This window comes from Dyella sp. A6, from assembly GCF_036320485.1.
Lineage (GTDB): Bacteria > Pseudomonadota > Gammaproteobacteria > Xanthomonadales > Rhodanobacteraceae > Rhodanobacter_A > Rhodanobacter_A aluminiiresistens.
Map to the genome: position 1 here is coordinate 2,920,501 of NZ_CP132911.1, position 21,701 is coordinate 2,942,201.

A 21,701-nucleotide genomic window follows, 5' to 3' on the forward strand; every position below is an offset into this window, starting at 1 on the left:
ATGGCTGCCGTCGTCCGCGCCAGGCACCGGCACATGAGCACTTCAACACCCCCTTCCAGCGACGCCATGCGCAGGATCGACGCGATGCTGCAGGCGGGCGACCTGCACGGCGCACACGCGCAGTTGCAGGACATCGTCGCCGCGCACCCGGACAACGCCGAGGCGCTGCGCCTGCTGGGCGGTCTGAAGCAGGGCCTGGGCGACAGCGACGACGCGGAAGCCTTGCTGCGCAGGGCGATGACGCTGGACCCGAACTGGGCGCCGACCCTGATGACGCTCGGCGAAGTGCTGCTGGCCAGCGGCCGTGGCGCAGAAGCCGAACCGCTGCTGCGCCGCGCGGCAACCCGGATGCCGCAGGCTGCCCTGCTGCTGGCACGCCATTACAACGACCAGCAGCGTCATGCCGAAGCGCTGAGCGTGCTCGAACCGTTCTGCGCCACCGGCCAGGCACCGGCCGAACTGGTGACCCAGCATGTGAATGCCCTGGCCGCACTCGGACGCCACGAACACGCCGTCGCGTTCTATCGACGCTTTGCCGAAGCCGCGCCGGAACACCCCGGTGCATCGCATGCACTGGCCATTGCGCTGGCCGCCGCCAGCCGGCACCAGGACGCCGAACGCATGGCCAGCCATGCATTGGCACGTGGACACCGCAGCGCCAGCGTCCATTTCACCCATGCGCGCAGCCTGGTGGCGCTGGGCGATTTTGCCCAGGCCGAGGCCGCCTTGCGCGACGGTCTGCAACAGGACCCGCGCAACGTGGACGCGCACAACCAACTGGCACGGCTGGTCTGGATGCGCACCGGCGACACGCTGCAATCGACCGCGCGGCTCGACCATGTGCTGCGGCAACACACCGGCGACGAGGCACTGCTCGCGGCCAAGGCCGCGATCCTGCAGGGTGCCGGCGAACCGGATGCGGCCCTGGCCTGCCTGTCGGCAGCGGCGGAACGCCCGCAGGCCAGCCCCGCACTGCTGGTGCGGGCGGGGCTGGCCGCTCTCGATGTCGATCCGGCCGTCGCCCGCCACCTGGCCGAACGCGCGTTGGCACGATCGCCCACGACCAACGCGCGTCACCTGCTGGCAGCGGCCCTGCTCGGCACCGGCGAACCCGAACGCGCGCTGGCCGAGTGCGAAGGGTTACTTGTCGCAACCCCTGACGACCAGTACCTGATCGCCCTGCAGACCACCGCGTGGCGCCTGCTCGGCGATCCGCGCTACGCCATCTACAACGACCATGCGCAACTGGTTCGCCCCTATCGCCTGCCCACGCCCGCGGCATGGCCGGACCTGCCGGGCTTTCTTGCCGACCTGCGCGAAAGCCTGCGGCGCCTGCACGACCCGCACGGTCACCCGCTGCTGTTCCAGTCGCTGCGCCACGGCACCGAAACCACCGCGGACCTGGCACGCCACGCCGATCCAGTGATCCAGGCCCTGTTCCAGGCGTTCGATGAGCCGATCCGCGACTACCTCGACCACGTCGGCCATGGCGACGATGCGCTGCGCCGTCGCAACCACGGCCACTACCGCTTCAACGGCAGCTGGTCGGTACAACTGCGCAGCGCGGGCTACCACACCAGCCACGTGCATCCGCGCGGCTGGATCTCGTCGGCGTTCTACGTCGATCTGCCCGAAGGCATGGCCACTGCCGACACCCCGGACGGCTGCCTCGCCTTCGGCGAGCCCGGCATCGCGACCCAACCGTCGCTGCACGCCGAACACATGGTCCGCCCGCAGTCTGGCCAGCTGGTGCTGTTCCCGTCCTATCTATGGCATGGCACCGTGCCGTTCCACAGCGACCACCCGCGACTGACCGTCGCCTTCGACGCCATTCCGGAAGGCCCGCCATGACACTGAAACGATCCGCCATCGGGCTGCTGGTGCTGCTTGCGGCACGCGCGCATGCAGCGACCGACCCGAGTTTCCTGCTGCATGCGGACGCCGTGAATTTTGCCGACTACTTTCCCGGCCAGCTCGGCAACGGCTATGCGTCCGTACTGACCGCGCCACGCGGCACCGAAGACACACCCGCCTACCTGGTCGCCTTCATGGACCGCACGCCGGGCGACATGGCACGCCCCGCCGTGGTGCCCGCCTGGAGCGGCATCGACTACCGCACCGGCAACGGCCACTGGCTCAATCACGCCCCGCTGGACGCCGCGCATTTCCGGCACTACCGGCAGACCCTGGACATGTACGACGGCACGCTGCGGACGCATTACCGCTTCGATGACGGCGGACGCTCCACCGGGATCGACGTCACCAGCCTGGTCAGCCAGGCATCGCCGCACCTGGCGGCCAGCCAGCTCACCATCACACCGCACTTCGACGGCCTGGTGCGGCTCTCGTTCGCACTCGACGCATGGGCGCCGCACCGCCCGCGCTTCGCATTGGCAAAGCTCGATGGCGAGCAGGTGAACAAGGCGCTGGCCGCGCACCACCTGACCCTGCAGCCGGTCGCGCCCGCCACACCGGACCGCGCCGCGTTGTGGTACCCGGGCACCACGGAAGTGATCAAGCGTGGCGGCGACCGCCGGCAGCTGACGCTGTGGCTCGACGGACGCGCCGCCCATGGCGCGAACATGGCCGAAGCGGTCGCGGTGTCCTTGCCGCAGGGCGTGCAGCCGGTATCGACGCGGCTCAAGCGTGACGGCAACCACTTCGCGCTCGAGCTGGTGCTGAAGCTGCGCAGCAACCGGCACTACCGCCTCACCAAGTTTGTCGCGGTATCGCGCCAGGGCTGGGGCGGCGATGCGCATGCCGACCTGGCACTGGCCCTGCGTGCCCGCACGCAGGGCTTCGCTGCACTGCTGCGTGCACAACAGGACGCCTGGCATGCGCTGTGGCGATCGGACGTGGTGATCGATGGCGACCCGGCCGCGCAGCGCATCGTGCATGCCGATCTTTATTACCTGCTGTCCAACGTGACCCCGGCCACCGGCTGGGCCACCGGCGCCTGCGGCATGACGCCGGGCTATGCCGGCCACGTGTTCTGGGACAGCGATTCGTGGGTGTTCCCTGCCCTGCTCCTGCTGCATCCGCGGCGGGCGGAATCGCTGGTGATGTTCCGCGCACGCACGCTGCCGGCCGCCGAGGCACGGGCCCGTGCGCGCGGGTTGCGCGGCGCGATGTACCCGTGGGAAGCCGACCCTGACAACGGCAGTTCGCAGACGCCGTATTCCGCCCATGTGCTGGACGAGACCGAGATCCACGTCGATGCCGACATCGCCCTCGCCCAGTGGCAGTACTACCTGGCCAGCGGCGACCGGGCGTGGCTGACCCGGCATGGCTGGCCGGTGATCCGCGCACTCGCCGATTTCTGGGTCAGCCGGGCCAGCTACGACCCGGTGCACCATCGCTACGGGATTCTGCACGTCACGTCGGTGCAGGAAAACCACAACGACATCCCCAACGATACGTACACCAACGCCTCGGCCCGCAGGGCGCTGCAGATCGCCAGCGCGGCGGCCGCGGTGGTCGGCGTCAAACCCGATCCGCGCTGGGCCGAGGTGGCCAGCGGCTTGTACCTTCCGTTTTCGACACGCGACGACCGCTACCTTGCCTTCGACCCGAGCGTGCCGCAGGGCCCCGGCAGCGATACCGCGGGTTCGCTGCCGCTGCTGTCCTATCCGTCGCTCGACCTGCCGATGCGCCCTTCCGTGCGTCGTCACGACTACGCGATCGCCGCCGCCGAGCTGGCCCCGCGCAAGGACCTCAACAGCATGGCGCTGGCGCCGCTGTCGATCGCTGCCGCCACCGTCGACGACACCCGTGCCGCGGCCGACTGGTTCCAACGCAATCTGCAGGCCCACGTGATCAAGCCACCCTTCGACGTGCGCACCGAAACGCCGACCAACAACACCGGCTACTTCCTCACCGCCAGCGGCGGTTTCCTGCAGAACCTGGAGTTCGGTTTCACCGGCCTGCGCATCAGGGCGCGCGGGCTGGTCGCCGCCTATCCGCCGGTGTTGCCGGCCGGCTGGTCCCGGCTGACCCTGAAACACGTCAGCTTCCGCGGCCGCCATTACGACATCAGCGTCCGGCCCGCACCGGACGGCAAGGCGACACTGTCGATGACCCTTCTGTCCTCCGCACGGAGCACCTCACCATGAAAATCCGCTCACGCCTGATTGCCAGCGCGCTCGCCTCGCTGCTCGCCACCACTGCCGGCGCCGCCACGCCGAATCCGGCCCATACGCGGGCCTACATCGATCACGCCTGGTCCACTCTGACCCGCCACATGGCCGACTGCTCGGCCTTCGGCATGGGGCCCGGCGACACCCAGCGCGTGGTCTACCTGCCGCACCGGTTGCCGATGCCGGCCGATCTGCCGCGCATCGCGCAGACCTGTCATGTCGAGGTGCGCCGCTTGCCGCGGAGCATCCGCGAACTCGGCAGCCTGGACGCGGCCACGCTGCCGGTGCAGGGGCTGCTCTACCTGCCGCACCCGTATGTGGTGCCCGGCGGTTTCTTCAACGAAATGTACGGCTGGGACAGCTACTTCATCATGCTTGGCCTCGTCGCCGACCACCACGAAGCGCTGGCGCGCGACATGGTCGACAACGCGCTGTTCGAGGTCGCCCACTACGGCGGCGTGCTCAACGCCAACCGCAGCTATTACCTCAGCCGTTCGCAGCCGCCGTTCCTCAGCGCGATGATGAGTGCGCTGCTGCATGCCCCCGCCAGTTTCCGCAACGCCGCCGACCGGCGCGCCTGGCTGGCCAAGGCCTATCCGCTGGCGGTGCGCAACTACGAGGTGTGGACCCGACCCGGCCACCTGGCCGGCAAGACCGGACTGGCCCGCTATTTCGATTACGGCCACGGCCCGGTGCTGGAAGCGCATGACGCCAGCTACTACATCGGCGTGATCCGCTGGCTGCAGGCCCACCCTTCCCGCGACCCCGGCTACCTGATCAAGGCCCCCCAGCACCCCGACGCGGCCGAAGCGGCACGTCTGAAAACCACCAGCTGCGACGTCACGCGCTCGACTGTCTGCATGGATGCCTGGTACGGCGGTGACCGGCTCCGTGCCGACTACTACCTGGGCGACCGTGCGATGCGCGAGTCCGGCTTCGATACCGATTTCCACTTCGGGCCGTTCGGCGGCTCCACCCATCACTACGCACCGGTGGGACTGAACAGCCTGCTCTACCGCTACGCGCGTGACCTGCACGACTTCGCCGTCGAGCTCGGCAAGAGCGCCGATGCCAGGCGCTGGGCGCAGGCCGCCGACGCGCGCAAGGCGGCGATCGACAAGTACCTGTGGCAGCCCGCCAGCGGCCGCTACATGGACTACGACTTCGTCGATCACCGGCCGTCCGGCGACCCCTACCTGACCATGTTCTACCCGCTGTGGGCGAAGGCCGCCTCGCCGGCCCAGGCGCAGGCGCTGGTCCGCCAGCTGCCGCTGTTCGAGAAGCGTGGCGGGCTGGCGATGAGCACCCGCGTCACCGGCGCGCAGTGGGACGCGCCGTTCGGCTGGGCGCCGACCAACTGGCTTGCAACGAAGGGACTGGCGAACTACGGCTTCGACGCCGATGCACGCCGCATCGCGACCAAGTTCACCGCCACCATCGACCGCAGCTTCGCGACCGACGGCACCATCCGCGAGAAATACAACATGGTGCTGGGCAATGCCGACGTGAAGATCACCGCCGGCTATACGCAGAACGTGGTGGGCTTCGGCTGGACCAACGGCGTCTACCTGAAACTGCACCAGCTGCTGGATGACACCGCGAAAGACGTCGCCACGAAACCCACCAACAGCCACGCCAAATGACTGCGTGCGCCCGGCGCAGCCGCCCGGGCGCACGTCACCCTGGCGAAACGAGGTAGCACCATGCGCTTTCGACACGTATCGACCATCGCCCTGCTGCTGGGCGGCGCGCTGCTGGCCAGCGCAACGACCGCGCATGACGTCGGGCCCGGCATGCAGCCCGACGGCACTGTGACCGCGCCGGCGGTCAGCATCCCGTATTCGAGCCTGGCCTCGCCGCAGGCACGCGCGTTCTTTCCCAAGCTGCTGGCCGAAGGTGCCAAGGCGCCGCCGATCACCGCGCCGATCGCCCAGAGCCGGGCGTTTTACGGCCGCCTCAACCGCGACCGGGTACGGCGCATGGAGCGCATGTTCCCGGTCAAGCTCAGCCACGGCCACATCGCCGGGGTCGATGTCGACATCGCGATGCCGGCGAACGGCACGACACCGGCCAACCGCCATCGCGTGCTGATCAACCTGCACGGCGGCGCGTTCCTGTGGGGTTCGCACAGCGGCACCCTAGCGGAGTCGATCCCGATCGCCAGCCTGGGCCGGATCAGGGTGATCGGCGTGAACTACCGCCAGGGTCCCGAATACACGTTCCCGGCCGCCAGCGTCGACGTGGAAAAGGTCTACCGCGCCCTGCTCAAGACCTACAAGCCGGGCGAGATCGGCATCTACGGCTGCTCGGCCGGCGGCATCCTCACCGGCGAGGCGGTGGCGCACTTCATCCACGATCACCTGCCGGTCCCCGGTGCGATCGGCATGTTCTGCAGTGCGCTGGTCGACATTGCCGGAGACTCCTCCTACATCGCGCCACTGCTCAACGGACAGGGCGTGCCGGCACATCCGTTCGGCCTTGGTGCGCTGCCCTACTTTCACGGCGTCGACATGCGCAACCCGCTGGTACAGCCGGGGCTCTCGCCCGCGCTGCTGCGCAAGTTTCCGCCCTCGCTGCTGATCACCGGGACACGCGACATGACCATGAGCTCGGTGATCTACAGCAACGAACTGCTCGACCAGGCCGGCGTACCGACCGAGCTGCATGTATGGGAAGGCATGTGGCACGCCTTTTTCGTCGACCCCGAACTGCCCGAGTCGCAACAGGCCTATCGCACGATCGTGCGCTTCTTCGATCGCCACCTGGCGCACTGAACGTGCACCGGTCATCGCATGCGGCTTTGCCCGCGATGGTGGGACGAGTATCCTGAAGGAACTTCACCCAGATCGCCCCGACCATGAGCCAACAGACCGTCCTGGTCATTGACGACGAACGCGATATTCGCGAGCTGCTTACCATTACCCTCGGCCGCATGGACCTCAAGGTCGATGCGGTCGGGACGGTCACCGACGCCAGGCGGGCGCTCGCCGAAAACACCTACGACCTGTGCTTCACCGACATGCGCCTGCCCGACGGCAACGGGCAGGAGGTGATCGAGCTGATCGCCGAAGATCATCCGGACATGCCGGTGGCCATGATCACCGCCTACGGCAACGTCGATGCCGCGGTGAATGCACTGAAGGCCGGCGCCTTCGACTTCGTGTCCAAGCCGGTCGACATCCAGATGCTGCGACGGCTGGTGCGCACGGCGCTCAAGCTGGCCGAGGAGCGCCGTTCCGGCAACGGTGCGGACAGCGGCGCATCGGGCGGCGGCAGCCGGCTGATCGGCGACTCGCCGGTCATGCAGCAGGTCCGCGCCACCATCGGCAAGCTGGCGCGCAACCAGGCGCCGGTCTACATCGCAGGCGAATCGGGCGTGGGCAAGGAACTGGTGGCCCGGCTGATCCATGAGCAGGGACCACGTGCCAGCGGACCGTTCGTACCGGTGAACTGCGGCGCGATACCGTCCGAACTGATGGAAAGCGAGTTCTTCGGTCACAAGAAGGGCAGCTTCACCGGTGCAGCGGCCGACAAGGAAGGCCTGTTCCAGGCGGCCAACGGCGGCACCCTGTTTCTGGACGAGGTGGCCGAACTGCCCCTGCACATGCAGGTGAAGCTGCTGCGCGCGATCCAGGAAAAGGCCGTGCGCCCGATCGGCGCGCGCGAGGAAATCCCGGTCGACGTGCGCATCCTGTCGGCCACGCACAAGAACCTCGCCGCGCTGGTCGAACATGGCCAGTTCCGGCAGGACCTGTTCTACCGCATCAACGTGATCGAACTGCGCGTGCCGCCGCTGCGCGAGCGGCGCGGCGACGTGCCGCTGCTGTCCGCCTTCATCCTGAAGCAGCTTGCCGCCAAGAACGGCGGTGACGAAGGTCGCCTGCTGCCGGACGCGAAACAGGCGCTGGAGTCGTACGATTTTCCCGGCAACGTGCGCGAGCTGGAAAACATTCTCGAGCGTGCCATGGCCATGTGCGAGAGCGACGGCATCACCGCCGACGACCTGATGCTGCCGCAACGTGCGCCACGCCCTGCCGAGGCGACGCCCAGCCACCCGGCGCCCCAAGCCGGCATGCCCCCCGCCGCACATGCTGCGGGTGCGCCGGCGGCAGCCGCAACCCCGCCTGCGGGTCCCGATGGCGGCCTCGACGACTACATCAGCAACCTCGAGCGCAATGCGATCGTCAAGGCACTCGAGGAGTCGCGCTACAACAAGACCGCGGCCGCACGGAAGCTCGGCATCACCTTCCGCGCATTGCGCTACAAGCTGAAGAAGCTGGGCATCGACTGAAGGGCCCGGCCGGCGCACTGCGCGCACGGCTAGCCCCGTCCGCCCGTCACGCGCCGGTATCGATGCCGGCATCGGCCAGCAACCGCTCCAGCGGCGCCAGCCAGGGACGATATTTCTCCCAGCGCCCGATCGCGCGCCGGTGCATCGGCTCGCGCACCTGCGCCGTACTGGCCGTGGCTACCGCCGAGGCATTGCGCTGGAATTCCAGGCAGGCGTCGTTCCACGGCAACTCGCAATAGGCCAGCAACTGGCGGATGACCGCCTCCTTGTCGGCAATCAGCCCCTCGTAGTCCACCTGCATGATGCGTCCCGGCAGAACCGCATTCCAGTGCGCCATCATGCGGTCGAACTGCACATAGAAGCGGCCGATGTCGAGCAGGTCGAAGCTGTAGCCGTGGAAGGCCGAATGCTCCACGAAGGTCTCGCGGAAATTGCTCAGGCAGGTATCCAGCGGATGGCGCCTCAGGCAGATGATCCTGGCCTTGGGCAACGCCTTGGCGATCAGGCCCAGGTACATGAAGTTATGCGGCAGCTTGTCGATGAAACGCGGCTTGACCGCCGTCTGCGGCCGGGTCCCGTCGACATACAGCACGCCCAGCTTTTCCCAGTCGTAGCGATGCGCCTGCGCGATCAGGGCGGGCTCGATCCTGCGCGGAGCACCTTCCGGCGCCAGGCGTCGCAGCTGCACGCCGAAATCCATCAATTCGCCCGCCGAATAGACTTCCGGATGGCTGGAAAGAATGCGCTCGACCAGGGTCGTGCCCGAACGCGGCATGCCGACGATGAAGATGGGCTCGTCGCTGCCGTAGCCGCTGTCGCCGGCCACCACCGACGGGAACGCCTGGATCATCGCGTCCACCATGGCGCGGTCCTGCTCGGGCCGGTAATTCACCCGGCGCCGTGCCGCAGCCTTGCCCAGACTGAAATGCTCGAAGGCCCTGGCGTAATCGCCAAGGTCCTCGTATTCCTTGCCGAGCGCGCTGTTCAGGTGAATCTGCGCATCGACGGAATCCGGGTGGCCGGCGCGCAGCGCCACCAGTGCATCGATGTGGTTGTCGGCCGGCGTCTGCCGCCGCACCCTGGAACGCAGCCCGTAGGCAGGCCAGAACGTCGGCGAGGACGCGAGGCAGGCATCGAAGTTCGCTTCGGCTTCGACATAGTTGCCGGTAAAGGTGTAGGTCACAGCCGCATTGAAGCGAAACCCGGCTTGGCCGGGCGCCATCGCCACGGCACGCCGGAACAGCACATTCGCGCGTTCGTGCGCATTGCACTGCATGTACACGCCACCCAGCACATCCAGCGTCTCCGGGCTGGCCGGAGGCAACGCATAGGCAATATTGGCAACCTGCAGCGCATGGCCATAGCGCTCGGCCCGCGCCAAGGCCAGCGCGAAATACGTGGCATATTCGGCCGACCGGGCATTCAGCGCCACGGCACGATTCAACCGCTCCAGCGCCGGCACCATCTGCCTGCTGTCCAGACAGATACGACCGACGACGTAATGCGCCTCCGCGCATTCCGGGTCCCGCTGCAGCACCTGCTGGGCGAGTTGGCCCGCACGCGACAGGTCGCCCTGTGCATAAGCCTGCGCGGCCTGGACTGACAACGCCTGGACCGCGCCGGTGTCTGGGAATGCTTGATTCATCACTCGTCTCGCTGGAAGCCTGGGCGAGCCAAGCCCACGTCGCCTTCGACGCCCCGCGAACGACCCGGTGCGTCGACTATCAGGCAAGTGACAAAACCGCCCCGGGTTCAGAGGCGTTCCTCAGATCTGTTGGTAGAACTTAAAAGGGAATGTCGTCGTCTTCGAAGCCGCCGTTGTCGGCCGGCGGCGGCGCGGGCGCGCGCTGCTGCGATCCGCCACCGAATCCACCACCACTGCCGCCGCCACCGTAGTTGCCCTGACGGGAGCCGCCCTGCGGACGTTCGCGCTGGAATCCACCGCCGCCACCGCCACCACCTTCGTTGCCGCCCAGCATCTGCATTTCGTTGCCGATGATGTCGGTGCTGTAGCGCTCGACACCGTCCTGGCCGGTGTACTTGTCGGTGCGCAGCGAACCCTCGATATAGACCTGGCGACCCTTCTTCAGGTATTCGCCAGCGATCTCGGCAAGGCGGCCGAACAGCTTGACGCGGTGCCACTCGGTGCGCTCCTGGCGCTCGCCGCTCTGCTTGTCCATCCACGATTCGGAGGTGGCGATGCGCAGGCTGGCGATGGCGGTACCGCCCGCGCTGTAGCGGACCTCGGGATCGGCACCCAGGTTGCCGACGAGAATGACCTTGTTGATGCCACGTGCCATGGAAGCGCCCTTGCTGGAAAGCCTTGAATACGGACGGAGATGCTAGCACGCCCCCACCGCCGGCCGCGCAGCACAGCGGCACGGGGCTTGGGGGAAAGCGGATACGACAGACGCCGGCCTCAGGCCGATGCCGTGGCGCCAGCCGCGACCACCCGGTGCCGCCCCCAGAGCAGCAGCGGTACCCAGATCACCAGCAACGCGGCGGCGGCGACATAAACGGCCGACGAGCCGTACTGCTGCAGCACCACGCCACCCATCACGCCACCCACACCGGCACCCAGGAACTGGCTGGTGGCATAGGCTCCCAGCGCCGCGCCGCGCATGTGGCCGGGTGCCAGCCGCGACACGAGGCTGGGCAGGCTGGCCTCGAGCAGGTTGAATGCGCTGAAGAACACGATGGCCGCGATCCACAGCAGCGCCTCGGCGTGTCCGGCCAGGCTCAGGCCATAGGCCGCCAGTCCAAGCAGGATCGCGCAGGTCAGCACCAGCCGCATGCTGCCGGCCACCGAGGTGACCCGGCGCAGCACGCCGCCCATCACCACGGCGGATGCCAGCATCACCGGAAGATAGAGCTCCCACTGGCGGTCCAGGCTGATGCCGGTGTCGTGCACCAGCGTCAGCGGCAACACCACGAACGCGGCGGTGAGCATCACATGCATCATGAAGATCGAGGCGTTCAGCACCACCAGCTGCGGTTTCACCAGCATGCGCAGCACGGTCGACCAATGGGCCGCGTCTTCGGCCCTCCGCTGGGTCGGCCGCGGCACCACGGCCCAAAGCAGCGCGATGGCGCACACGGCCAGCAGCGCGGTCAGGCCGAACAGCCCGGGCAGGCCGGCGATCGTCGCCAGCGGCGCGCTGAGGATGATCGCCAGGATGAAGGCCAGCCCGATGCTGACACCAATAATGCCCATCACCTTGCTGCGGTTCTCCGCGTTGGAGTGATCCGCGGCCAGCGCCTGGCTGGCGCCGGATACCGCACCCATGCCCTGCAGCACGCGGCCGGCGATGATGCCGTCGATGCCGTGCGCCATGGCCGCCAGCACACTACCCGCGGCGAACACCAGCAGCCCCACGGTGATCGTCAGATGACGCCCCATGCGGTCGGACGCCAGCCCCACCGGCACCTGCAGCAGCGCCTGCGCGAAACCGTAGACGCCGATCGCCAGCCCGACCAGGAACGGCGTGGCGCCGGGCATGTGGATCGCATAGGCGGTGAACACGGGCATGATCAGGAACAACCCAAACATGCGCAGGCCGACCACGCTGGACAACGCGAGGGAGGTATTCAGTTCACGCTTGCTGAGCTTGCTCACGATGATCGGCATCCGGTAGCGAAGGGAATGGGCGATTATAGGCCGCCGGAACCGGTTCCCGATGTGGCACATCGCCACGACAGCGCAGACGACGTGACGGCATCGGCCGCACGCCACGCGTGCCAGCCCCTATAATCGCGCCTCAACCCAATGCAGGCCGTCCATGAGCTCAACCGCCGAACATGTCCCCGGATCACCGCGCGACTTCGCCGCCGTACGCGAGCTGGCCGCGCCCGACATGCGCGCCGTCGATGCGCTGATCCGCCATCGGCTGTCCTCCGATGTGGTGCTGATCAACCAGATCGCCGAGCACATCATCGCGGGGGGCGGCAAGCGCCTGCGGCCGATGCTGCACGTACTGGCCGCCGGCGCGGCGGGCTACACCGGCGAGCAGCAGATCAAGCTGGCCGCGGTGATCGAGTTCATCCACACCTCCACCCTGCTGCACGACGACGTGGTGGACGAGTCCGGCCTGCGCCGCGGCCGCCAGACCGCCAATGCGCTGTGGGGCAATGCCGCCAGCGTGCTAGTGGGCGATTTCCTGTACTCGCGCTCGTTCCAGCTGATGGTGGAACTGGACGACATGCGCATCATGCGCATCCTGGCCGACACCACCAACACCATCGCCGAAGGCGAGGTGCTGCAGCTGCTCAACATCGGCAATGCCGACGTGGACGAAACTGCCTACCTGGCCGTGATCGAACGCAAGACCGCGGTGCTGTTCGCGGCCGCCACCGAACTGGGCGGCCTGCTGGGCGGCCTGGCACCGGACCAGGTTGCCGCGCTGCGCCGTTACGGCATGGAGCTGGGCTATGCATTCCAGATCGCCGACGACCTGCTGGACTACACCAGCGACGCTGAGACCCTGGGCAAGAACATCGGCGACGACCTCGCCGAAGGCAAGCCCACGCTGCCGCTGATCTACGCGCTGGAAGCCGCCAACGAGGAGCAGGCGCAGGCGCTGCGGCACGCCATCGAGCACGGTGGCCTGGATGCGCTGGACCGCATCGTCGCAGCGATCCGCGACTCTGGTGCGCTTGAGCGCACCCGTGCACGCGCCGAAGCGCATGCGCAGGCGGCCCACAACGCACTGGGGACGCTGCCGCCGTCGCCGTGGCGCGACGCGCTGGCGGTACTGGCGGATTATTCGGTGCAACGATCGTTCTGAAACAACGACCGGCACGCGCCTAGGGCGTGCCCGCGAACGCGCTGGCCAACCACATATGCATCAGGCGGTAGCTGCGCGCGGCCGCCTTCGCGTCGTACCTGCAGCCGGGCTCGTTCTCGCCGACCTCGGTGAAGCAGTGCACGGCGTGACCCAGTACCACGAACTGCCAGTCGGCCGGATCCTGCCGCATGTCGGCAAGGAACGCGTCCGCGTCCTTCATGGTCCAGCTGTCGTCCGCACCGTTCATGGCCAGCACGCGGGCCCTGATCTGCCGGGCCAGGGCAAGCTTGTCGGTGGACAGGTCGCCGTGGAACGACACGACGGCGGCCAGATCGGCGCCACTGCGGGCCAGGTCCAGCACAGCCGCGCCGCCGAAGCAGAAGCCGATCGCCGCCAGTTTCGAGACATCGATCGGCGCGCTCGCCGCCTGCGCCCGCAGTTGCACCAGTGCCTCGTTGACCCGCTGCCGCATCAACGCGCGATTGGCGTAGAGCGGCTTCACCGCCGCCTGTGCTTGGCTGGCATTGCCCTGCTGCGGGCGCACGCCGGCGCCATACATGTCGGTCAGCAGGATCACGTAGCGGCGACCGGCGATCATCTCGGCCTTGCTGATCGCCGCCGCGTTCACGCCGTACCAGTTCGGCACCATCACCAGGCCGGGTCGTTTCGCGGTGGACGCGTCGTCGTACACCAGCACGCTGTGGAAGCGCGTGCCGCCCAGCGTCCAGTCCACCGCACGATGCACCATCTTCGCCTGTGCGGCGAAGGCGACCACGGAAAGCAACAACACACTGCCAAGACGCGCCATACGCATGACCCACCTCCAGCCGTCGAAGGCCCCGGACGGCGGGGCCGAACTCAGTTTCCGGCTGCGTGCGCCGCCAGGCGGCGCTTCAGCGGCGACAACCTGTCCAGCATCCGCACGCCGAGCCCGCGCGCCGCCACCAGCGGTGGCGACTGCCAGGCATGGATACGTGCCAGTGCATCGAAACCGTGTGCATCGAGGGTGTCGGCGCTCAGCCGGCGGCGCGCATAGCGGCGCAACACGTGGGCCGCGGCGATATCGCGCCCCTGCAGACGCGCGGCGACCAGCGTGTCGCGCAGCTCGGCCACGTCGCGCAGGCCCAGGTTCACGCCCTGGCCGGCCAGCGGATGCACCACGTGGGCGGCGTCGCCCAGCAGGACGAAACGCTCCGACTGGTAGCGCTCGGCAAGCTGCAGCCGCAACGGAAAGGCCGCGCGTTTGGTGGTGGCGAGAATGCGGCCGAGCCGGAAGTCGCTGGCCACGCCCACGGCATCGCGGAAGGCCGCGTCGTCCAGTGCCTGCACCTGACCCGCCTCATCGTCCGGCAGCGACCACACGATCGAACTGCGCCCGTCGGCCAGCGGCAGCAGCGCCAGCGGGCCGCTCGGCAGGAAACGCTGCCAGGCCGTGTCGCAGTGCGGATGCTCGGTCGTCACGTGCGCCACCACCGCCCGCTGCGCATAGTCGCGTCCGCGGGTCTCGATGCCGGCCATGGTCCGCAGCGGCGATGCCGCGCCGTCGGCCGCCACCAGCAGGCGGGCCTGCAGACTCTCGCCACTGGCAAGGTCCAGGGTCACCCGGTCCTCGCGTGCCTCGAACGCATGCACCTCGGCCGGACACAGCCGGCGCACGCCGGCGGCGTCCAGCACCTGCCACAGGGTCCACTGCACCAGCCCGTTCTCGACGATGTAGCCCAGCAGATCGCGGCCTTCGTCAGCCGCGTCGAAATCGATCGCGGCGCCGTTCTCGCTGTCCCACACATGCATGTGCGCGTAGGGACCGGCGCGCGAGCTGCGGATGGCCGACCACACGCCCAGTTCGTCGAGTAACGCGATCGACGACGGCGCCAGACCGACCACGCGCAGATCGACTTCGTCGGCAGCCCGCCAGGGTCGGGGCTCGCGCGCATCGAGCAGGGCCGTAGCGAAACCGGCCCTGGCCAGCGCCAGCGCCGCGGCCGCACCGACCATGCCGCCACCGACCACCGCCACATCCAGCGCGGGCGGGCGACGACGTTCGGTCACCGCGCTCACGGCAGACGCTCCAGCACGGCACGCGGCGGCTTGCCGCGAAAGCCCATGCCCCGCCGCGCCAACATGGACTGCAACGGCGACACACGATCGTAGGCCAGCAGGCCGAGCGAGCGCAGCGGCGCCAGTAGCGGCTGCTCCAGACAGGCCAGCCGGACCAGGCCATGACTCATCGCCATGGTGCCTTCGCGGTCCGGCGCACGCTGCGCGGCGTAGCGTTCCAGCAGGCCGGCATCACCCGGGTCGGGCGCTCCGGCGACCAGCTCGGCCAGGGTCAGCGCATCACGCAGGCCGAGGTTGAAACCCTGTGCGCCGATCGGATGCACGGTCTGCGCCGCATTACCCACCAGCACCGCGCGCGGACCCGTGAGACGGGCGGCCGCGACACGGTGGATCGCATACGGATGACGCTTGCCCGGACGGCTCAGGCGGCCCAGCCGCCAGCCCAGCCGGCGCTGCGCCAGCGCGAGGAAGCCCTCGTCGTCCAGCGCCGCCACCGCCCCGGCCTGCTCGCCGGGAACCGTGAGCACCAGACCGCAGCGCCGCCCGGCCAGGGGCAGCAGCGCTACCGGCCCATCGTCGGAAAAACGCTCGTAGGCGCGATGTGCGTGTTCGCGTTCCGGCGTGACGGTGGCGACGAACAGGGTCTGCCGGTAATCGATGCGTTCCGCCTCGATGCCCAGCTGCGCGCGCACCAGCGACTCGGTGCCGTCCGCACCCACCAGCAGTGCCGTGTCGATGACCTGCTCGCCATCGGCCGTGCGTACATGGGCACGCCAGCCGGCATCGAGCGGCTGCAGCCGCTCCAGCTTCGCCGGCGCGAGACGCGTCAGCCGCGTGCACGACGCCAGGCGGGCCAGCAGCGCCGCGCCCAGCTCGCGTGCGGGCAGTGTCCAGCCCATCGCGTCCACACCGTGCAGGGCCGCATCGAGACGCGCACTGCCGAACTCGCCGGCACGGCTGACATGGATGTGCCGGATCGGCGTGGCCTGCGCGGCGGCATGCGTCCAGACCCCGATCGCGTCGAGACCGTTGACGGTGGCGCGGGCCAGCGCCAGGTTACGCTCGTCGTAGCTAGGCTGGGCGTCGGCGCGTGGTGCCGCGGCCTCGACCAGCACGGCCGGAATGCCGGCCGCGTCCAGCGCGATCGCCAGGCTGGCCCCGACCAGGCCACCGCCGACGATCAGCACGCCGGTCTCGCGGATGGGAGCTTCGGAAGGATTCATGACCGCGAATGATACGCGCCGGTCGCCCCGGACCGCATCGCCTGCCGCACATTCGGCTAAACTGTGGGTTCGAATCCGCTTGACGACCACGGAGTACACCATGGCCACGACGCAACCCCAACGCCTGGGCATTTTCATCGCACTCGCCCTGGTGATGGCGGCGACCCGCATCCACCTGTCGCTGCTGCACCACAGCGTATGGGACGCCTCGTGGGGCGTGTTCTTCCTCGCCGGCTTCTGGCTGCGCGGCCAGGGACGCTGGGCGTTCCCGCTGCTGATGGCCGAGGCGATCCTGGTCGATTACGTGGTGATCACCCAGCAGGGCATCCCGTTCTGGAGCCACTACTGCGTGTCGCCGGCGTACTGGTTCCTGATCCCGTCGTACGGCGCACTATGGCTCGGTGGCAGCTGGCTGGCCCGGCGCCAGCTCGGTCTGCGCCTGCCCACGCTGGGCCTGGCCGCATTGACCCTGCTGGTCAGCGAAGCCGTGTGTTACCTGATTTCCAACGGCAGCTTCTACTGGCTGAGCGCCAACGTGCCGGCGCCGCGCAGCTTCGGCGCATGGTTCGTCAACCTAGGCGACTGGTACCTGCCGTTCCTGGAAACCACCGCGCTGTACGTGGCACTGGGCGCGCTGCTGCACGTCTTCGCCGTGCAGGTCTCGCGCATGCTGCAGCACGGCGGCCAGACCCAGCACTGAGCGTGGGCAACCGGCTCTCGAAGATCTACACACGCACCGGCGACGATGGCTCGACCGGCCTCGGCGACGGGTCGCGGGTGGCGAAGGACTCGCCCCGGGTCGCCGCCTACGGCACCGTGGACGAGCTCAACAGCACCCTCGGCATGGTGCTGGCCTGTGCCGGCATCGCCGACGACATCCGCGAGACGCTGACCCAGGTCCAGCACGAGCTGTTCGACCTGGGCGGCGAGCTGTGCATCCCCGGCATGGCGATGATCGAGGACGCCGACATCGACCGGCTGGAAAGCGTGCTGGACGGCTTCAACGAGGCGCTGCCGCCGCTGAAGGACTTCATCCTGCCCGGCGGTGGCATGGCGGCGTCCTGCTGCCACCTTGCACGCACTGTGTGCCGGCGCGCCGAACGCGAGGTGATCGCCCTGGCCCGGGTCGAGCAGATCCGCCCGCAGGCGCAGCGCTACCTCAACCGGCTGTCCGACCTTCTGTTCGTGCTGTGCCGCGTACTGGCACGTGCCGACGGCCACGGCGAAGTGCTGTGGCAGCACGAACGCCGGCGCAAGCCCAAGGCCTGAGCCGCCCGCCCGATGCTGCGGCTCTACACGCATCCCGCCTGCCTCAGGCATGACACCGGCCCGGGTCATCCGGAATCCCCCGCGCGCCTGAGCGCGGTGCTGCGGGCACTGGACCACGACCGTTTCGCCGCCCTCGACCGGGTCGAAGCCCCGCGGGCCACCCGCGAACAGCTGCTGCGGGTCCATCGCAGCGCCCATGTCGCCAATATCCTCGACACCGCCGTCACCGATGGCAGCCGGCGGCTCGATGAAGACACCGTGATGTCGCCCGGCTCGGCCGAGGCCGCGCTGCGCGCCGCCGGTGCCGCGGTCGCGGCGGTCGATGCCGTGCTGGCGGGCGAGGCGCTCCACGCCTTCTGCGCCGTGCGCCCGCCCGGCCATCACGCCACGCCGGACCGGGCCATGGGCTTCTGCCTGTTCGACAACGTCGCGGTGGGCGCGGCGCATGCCCTGGCCGTACACGGCCTCAAGCGTGTCGCGATCGCCGATTTCGACGTCCATCACGGCAACGGCACCCAGGCGATCTTCGAGCGCGAGCCACGCGTGCTGTTCCTCTCCAGCCACCAGTCGCCGCTGTACCCCGAAACCGGCCGCGAGGACGAGCGGGGGGTGGGCAATGTCGTCAACGGATGCCTGTCGGCCGGCGACGGCTCCTACGCCTTCCGCGAAACCTGGGACGGCCTGCTGCTGCCGCGGCTACACGCATTCAAGCCGCAGCTGGTGATGGTCTCGGCCGGCTTCGACGCGCATCGCGACGACCCGCTGGCTGACCTGCAGCTGGCCGCCGAGGACTACGCCTGGCTGACCGCGAAGCTGGTCGACCTGGCCCGCAGCCATGCCGGGAACCGGCTGGTCTCGACACTGGAGGGCGGCTACGACCTTCAGGCCCTGGCGGCCTGTACGGCCGCCCACGTCACCGAATTGATGGACTAGCCCCTCGGACGCACGGACCTGACCGGGCTAGTTGATCGGCAGGAAATCCAGCGCCAGCGAGTTGATGCAATAGCGCATGCCGGTCGGGCGCGGGCCATCCGGAAACAGGTGCCCCAGGTGCGAATCGCAGTTCGCGCAACGCACTTCGGTACGCCGCATGCCGCGACTCTGGTCCTGGTGCAGGCTGATCGAGGTACGCGCGAGCGGCTGGAAAAAGGCCGGCCAGCCAGAGCCCGAGTCGTATTTGGTTTCGGAAGCGAACAGACCGGTCCGGCATCCCACGCACACGTAGGTGCCGGCCTCGCGATGGTGGTACCACTTGCCGCTGAACGGCGGCTCCGTAGCCGAACAGCGGCACACCGCGTACTGCTCAGGGGTCAGATCGGCCTGCCACTGGGAGTCGGTCTTGTGCAACCGGACCGGATTCGTGAGTGGGTTTGGGGTCGAGCTCATCACATCGATCCTTGCGCAGGCTATTGGGTCACGCCTGCCGAAGACAGGCCCTTTCTGTTAGCTTACTGCGTCTTCAAGCCGACAGAATGCCATCGTGACGCGCACGCCCCGCCACCTGCCCCCTCGTCGCCTGCTGGCGGTTGCCGCCGCACTCGCCCTGATCGGCGCGCAAGCCGATGCCGGCACGGGGTCGCACAGCCATCATCCGCACCCCAAAGCCTCGCTCGACGGGTCCGAGACGGTCTGCCCGCTGGGCACCTTCATCTGCCCGCCGCGGCCGGACAACTTCGCGCTGTGCCGACCGAACGCCATGCTGTCGTTCTACGATCCGTTCCTGCCGAAGGACCCGGCGCTGCGCGACACGTCGAAAACCTATGTCGAAGCGGAGCACGTGGACAGCTCCAACAAGACGGTCTACCACCTCTCCGGCCGGGTGAAGATCACCCGCGACGACCAGCAGCTGCGGGCCGACCGCGCCGACTACAACGACAGCACCACCGACTACGACGCCCGTGGCGATGTCCGTTACCAGGACTACAGCCAGCTGCTTTCGGCCGACCACCTGTGGGGCAACGAAGACGCCAGCCGCGGCATCGCCAAAGGGCACCTGCGCTTCCAGATGCTGAAATCGCACGGCAACGGTACGGCCCAGCAGGTCCACATGCTGGACGCCAAACACAGCCGCTACCGCGAGGTGACCTACTCCACCTGCGACGTCGGCCACCATCTCTGGGAGATCCGCGCCCAGAAGCTCACCGTGAACAAGGTCAGCGGTCGTGGCGTGGCGCAAAACGCCACCATGCGCCTGGACGGCGTGCCGTTCCTCTACCTGCCGTGGCTGAGCTTCCCGGTGGACAACCGGCGCATGACCGGTTTCCTGTATCCGACCTTCGCGCACACCAGCCGCGGCGGTTACATGTTCAGCGCGCCGTTCTACCTGAACCTGGCGCCCAACTACGACGCCACACTGGAGCCACGACTGTATTCGCTGCGCGGTCCGATGCTGGCCGGCCAGGCTCGCTACCTGCTGCCGGGCACGCACGGCCAGCTCGATTTCGAATACCTGTCCAGCGACCGTTTCGACGACACCACGCTGTCGTCCACCGCTACGCCCACCCTGGGACACAAGCGCTGGCTGGCCAAGTACACCGACAGCACGGCGCTGTGGCCGGGCTGGTCGTTCAGCACCAACATCAACCGTGCCTCCGACCGCAATTACCTGCGCGACTTCGGCAACAACCTGTACACCATCTCGACCGGCACCCTTGCGTCCAACGCCTACATCTACGGCTCGGGCAACTGGTGGAGTGCATCGTTCGGCGCGGACTACTACCAGAATGTCGACCCGTCGCTGCCGGACAGCGTGGTGCAGTACAAGCGCTGGCCACGCGCCACGTTCAACGTGGACCTGCCGCTGAACCGCTGGCTGGAAACCGGCCTGACCAGCGAGGCGGTGGCCTTCCGCAAGTACGACGTGGTGGAAGGCGACCGGCTCGACCTGGCGCCCTATATCGGCGCCGATTTCCAGGGTCCCGCATGGTTCGTGCGGCCCAAGCTGGCGTGGCGCTACACCGGCTACCAGCTCAACAACGGCTACCAGAACTACGGCTATTACAGCCAGTTGTCGACCGGTCAGACGTCACCGTTCACCGACCATACGCCCAGCCGCTCGCTGCCGATCGTGGACCTGGACAGCGGCCTGATTTTCGAACGCAACACCTCGCTGTTCGGCAACAGCTACACGCAGACCCTGGAGCCGCGGCTGTACTACCTGTACGTGCCCTACCGGAACCAGGACAACCTGCCGTTGTTCGATACCACCCTGATGTCGTTCGACTACTGGCAGTTGTTCACCACCAACGAATATTCCGGCGCCGACCGGCAGATGAACGCGAACAACCTATCGGCCGCAGTGACCACCCGCCTGCTCGATGACGGCGGCGTGGAACGGCTGTCGCTGAGCTTCGGCCAGATCCGCTACTTCACGCCGCAGCGGGTGCAGTTGCCGAACTCCAACACCACCACCAATCTCTACACCGACTATGCCGGTTCGGACTACGTAGTGCAGCTGGACAGCCAGCTCAGTGACAACTGGCGCCTGTCCAGTTCCTACCAGTGGAACCCGAACACCCGCCTGACCGACACCGGCATGCTGGAGCTGCAGCGCCGGGTGGGCCTGGACGGCGTGCTGAACTTCTCGTACCGCTTCCGGCGCAACCTGCTGGAACAATACGACGCTTCGATGGTCTATCCGGTTTCCGATCGCTGGCGCCTGCTCGGTCACTGGACGTATTCAGTCAAGGACAGGCGCACGGTGGAAGCGATGGCCGGTCTGCAATACGAGAACTGCTGCGTGAAGCTCAGCGTGCTTGAGCGCCACTACGTACGCGGTTACGACGGACTGGTCACCAGCACCACCACAACGAACCCGGGCACCGACAACGCGATCATGTTCGAGATCGAATTCAAGGGCATGGGCGCGTTCAACGGCCAGACGGAGACCTATCTGCGCCGTGGTATCCTTGGCTATCAATAAACCCTGTCGCCACCAGCG

Annotated in this window: 17 protein-coding genes; 10 read left to right on the plus strand and 7 right to left on the minus strand. The window is 68.1% G+C overall.

Translation table 11 applies throughout. The annotated features are described in order from the left end of the window. The first annotated feature begins 33 nt into the window (after positions 1–33). The 5 genes from RA164_RS13175 (at position 34) to RA164_RS13195 (ending at position 8,427) form a co-directional block, all read left to right on the plus strand. On the plus strand, positions 34–1,851 hold the full coding sequence (locus tag RA164_RS13175) for a tetratricopeptide repeat protein (protein ID WP_329741298.1): 1,818 nt from the start codon (positions 34–36) through the stop codon (positions 1,849–1,851). Further along, the gene (locus RA164_RS13180) at positions 1,848–4,112 is read left to right on the plus strand and encodes a glycoside hydrolase family 65 protein (protein WP_329741299.1); all 2,265 of its coding nucleotides are present in this window, start codon (positions 1,848–1,850) and stop codon (positions 4,110–4,112) included. Before RA164_RS13175 ends, RA164_RS13180 begins: the two co-directional genes overlap by 4 nt. Beyond that, positions 4,109–5,779 carry a trehalase family glycosidase gene (locus RA164_RS13185; RefSeq protein ID WP_329741300.1) on the plus strand — a complete coding sequence of 557 codons (1,671 nt, stop codon included), beginning with the start codon at positions 4,109–4,111 and terminating at the stop codon, positions 5,777–5,779. The genes RA164_RS13180 and RA164_RS13185 overlap by 4 nt, the downstream gene beginning before the upstream one ends. Before the next feature lie 60 nt (positions 5,780–5,839). Next, positions 5,840–6,910, plus strand: a complete 1,071-nt coding sequence (locus RA164_RS13190; protein ID WP_329741301.1) for an alpha/beta hydrolase — start codon at positions 5,840–5,842, stop codon at positions 6,908–6,910. Between the two features lie 83 nt (positions 6,911–6,993). Next, a complete protein-coding gene (locus RA164_RS13195) occupies positions 6,994–8,427 on the plus strand; it encodes a sigma-54-dependent transcriptional regulator (protein WP_329741302.1) in 1,434 nt (477 codons plus the stop codon). Positions 8,428–8,473: 46 nt separating this feature from the next. Here the strand turns inward: RA164_RS13195 and RA164_RS13200 are convergent, their stop codons facing one another. From RA164_RS13200 to RA164_RS13210, 3 genes are all read right to left on the minus strand, one after another. Further along, positions 8,474–10,072, minus strand: a complete 1,599-nt coding sequence (locus RA164_RS13200; protein WP_329741303.1) for a tetratricopeptide repeat-containing sulfotransferase family protein — start codon at positions 10,070–10,072, stop codon at positions 8,474–8,476. 139 nt (positions 10,073–10,211) lie between these two features. Then, positions 10,212–10,727 (minus strand): single-stranded DNA-binding protein, encoded by a 516-nt coding sequence (gene ssb, locus RA164_RS13205; RefSeq protein ID WP_329741304.1) that lies wholly within the window; start codon positions 10,725–10,727, stop codon positions 10,212–10,214. Between the two features lie 119 nt (positions 10,728–10,846). Further along, positions 10,847–12,043 (minus strand): MFS transporter, encoded by a 1,197-nt coding sequence (locus tag RA164_RS13210; protein WP_329741305.1) that lies wholly within the window; start codon positions 12,041–12,043, stop codon positions 10,847–10,849. A gap of 163 nt (positions 12,044–12,206) precedes the next feature. Between RA164_RS13210 and RA164_RS13215 the strand changes: the two genes are divergently transcribed. Then, the gene (locus RA164_RS13215) at positions 12,207–13,211 is read left to right on the plus strand and encodes a polyprenyl synthetase family protein (RefSeq protein ID WP_329741306.1); all 1,005 of its coding nucleotides are present in this window, start codon (positions 12,207–12,209) and stop codon (positions 13,209–13,211) included. 19 nt (positions 13,212–13,230) lie between these two features. On the opposite strand, the gene RA164_RS13220 is transcribed toward RA164_RS13215, so the two are convergent. The 3 genes from RA164_RS13220 to ubiH are packed head-to-tail and all read right to left on the minus strand — an operon-like array spanning position 13,231 to position 16,492. Further along, on the minus strand, positions 13,231–14,025 hold the full coding sequence (locus RA164_RS13220; RefSeq protein WP_329741307.1) for a dienelactone hydrolase family protein: 795 nt from the start codon (positions 14,023–14,025) through the stop codon (positions 13,231–13,233). A 44-nt stretch (positions 14,026–14,069) separates the two neighbouring features. Next, positions 14,070–15,206, minus strand: coding sequence for a UbiH/UbiF/VisC/COQ6 family ubiquinone biosynthesis hydroxylase (locus tag RA164_RS13225; RefSeq protein WP_412731108.1), 1,137 nt, complete (start codon positions 15,204–15,206; stop codon positions 14,070–14,072). A 59-nt stretch (positions 15,207–15,265) separates the two neighbouring features. Further along, positions 15,266–16,492 carry a 2-octaprenyl-6-methoxyphenyl hydroxylase gene (ubiH, locus tag RA164_RS13230; protein WP_329741309.1) on the minus strand — a complete coding sequence of 409 codons (1,227 nt, stop codon included), beginning with the start codon at positions 16,490–16,492 and terminating at the stop codon, positions 15,266–15,268. Positions 16,493–16,592: 100 nt separating this feature from the next. Here ubiH and RA164_RS13235 point away from each other — a divergent pair, with 100 nt between their 5' ends. The 3 genes from RA164_RS13235 to RA164_RS13245 are packed head-to-tail and all read left to right on the plus strand — an operon-like array spanning position 16,593 to position 18,694. Beyond that, a complete protein-coding gene (locus RA164_RS13235; RefSeq protein ID WP_329741310.1) occupies positions 16,593–17,192 on the plus strand; it encodes a hypothetical protein in 600 nt (199 codons plus the stop codon). 2 nt (positions 17,193–17,194) lie between these two features. Continuing rightward, the gene (locus RA164_RS13240) at positions 17,195–17,761 is read left to right on the plus strand and encodes a cob(I)yrinic acid a,c-diamide adenosyltransferase (RefSeq protein ID WP_329741311.1); all 567 of its coding nucleotides are present in this window, start codon (positions 17,195–17,197) and stop codon (positions 17,759–17,761) included. A gap of 12 nt (positions 17,762–17,773) precedes the next feature. After that, a complete protein-coding gene (locus RA164_RS13245; RefSeq protein WP_329741312.1) occupies positions 17,774–18,694 on the plus strand; it encodes a histone deacetylase family protein in 921 nt (306 codons plus the stop codon). Between the two features lie 27 nt (positions 18,695–18,721). Here the strand turns inward: RA164_RS13245 and msrB are convergent, their stop codons facing one another. Next, on the minus strand, positions 18,722–19,147 hold the full coding sequence (gene msrB, locus RA164_RS13250) for a peptide-methionine (R)-S-oxide reductase MsrB (RefSeq protein WP_329741313.1): 426 nt from the start codon (positions 19,145–19,147) through the stop codon (positions 18,722–18,724). Between the two features lie 94 nt (positions 19,148–19,241). On the opposite strand from msrB, the gene RA164_RS13255 reads away from it, so the two are divergent. Next, positions 19,242–21,683 (plus strand): LPS-assembly protein LptD, encoded by a 2,442-nt coding sequence (locus RA164_RS13255; protein ID WP_329741314.1) that lies wholly within the window; start codon positions 19,242–19,244, stop codon positions 21,681–21,683. The last annotated feature ends 18 nt before the right edge of the window (positions 21,684–21,701 follow it).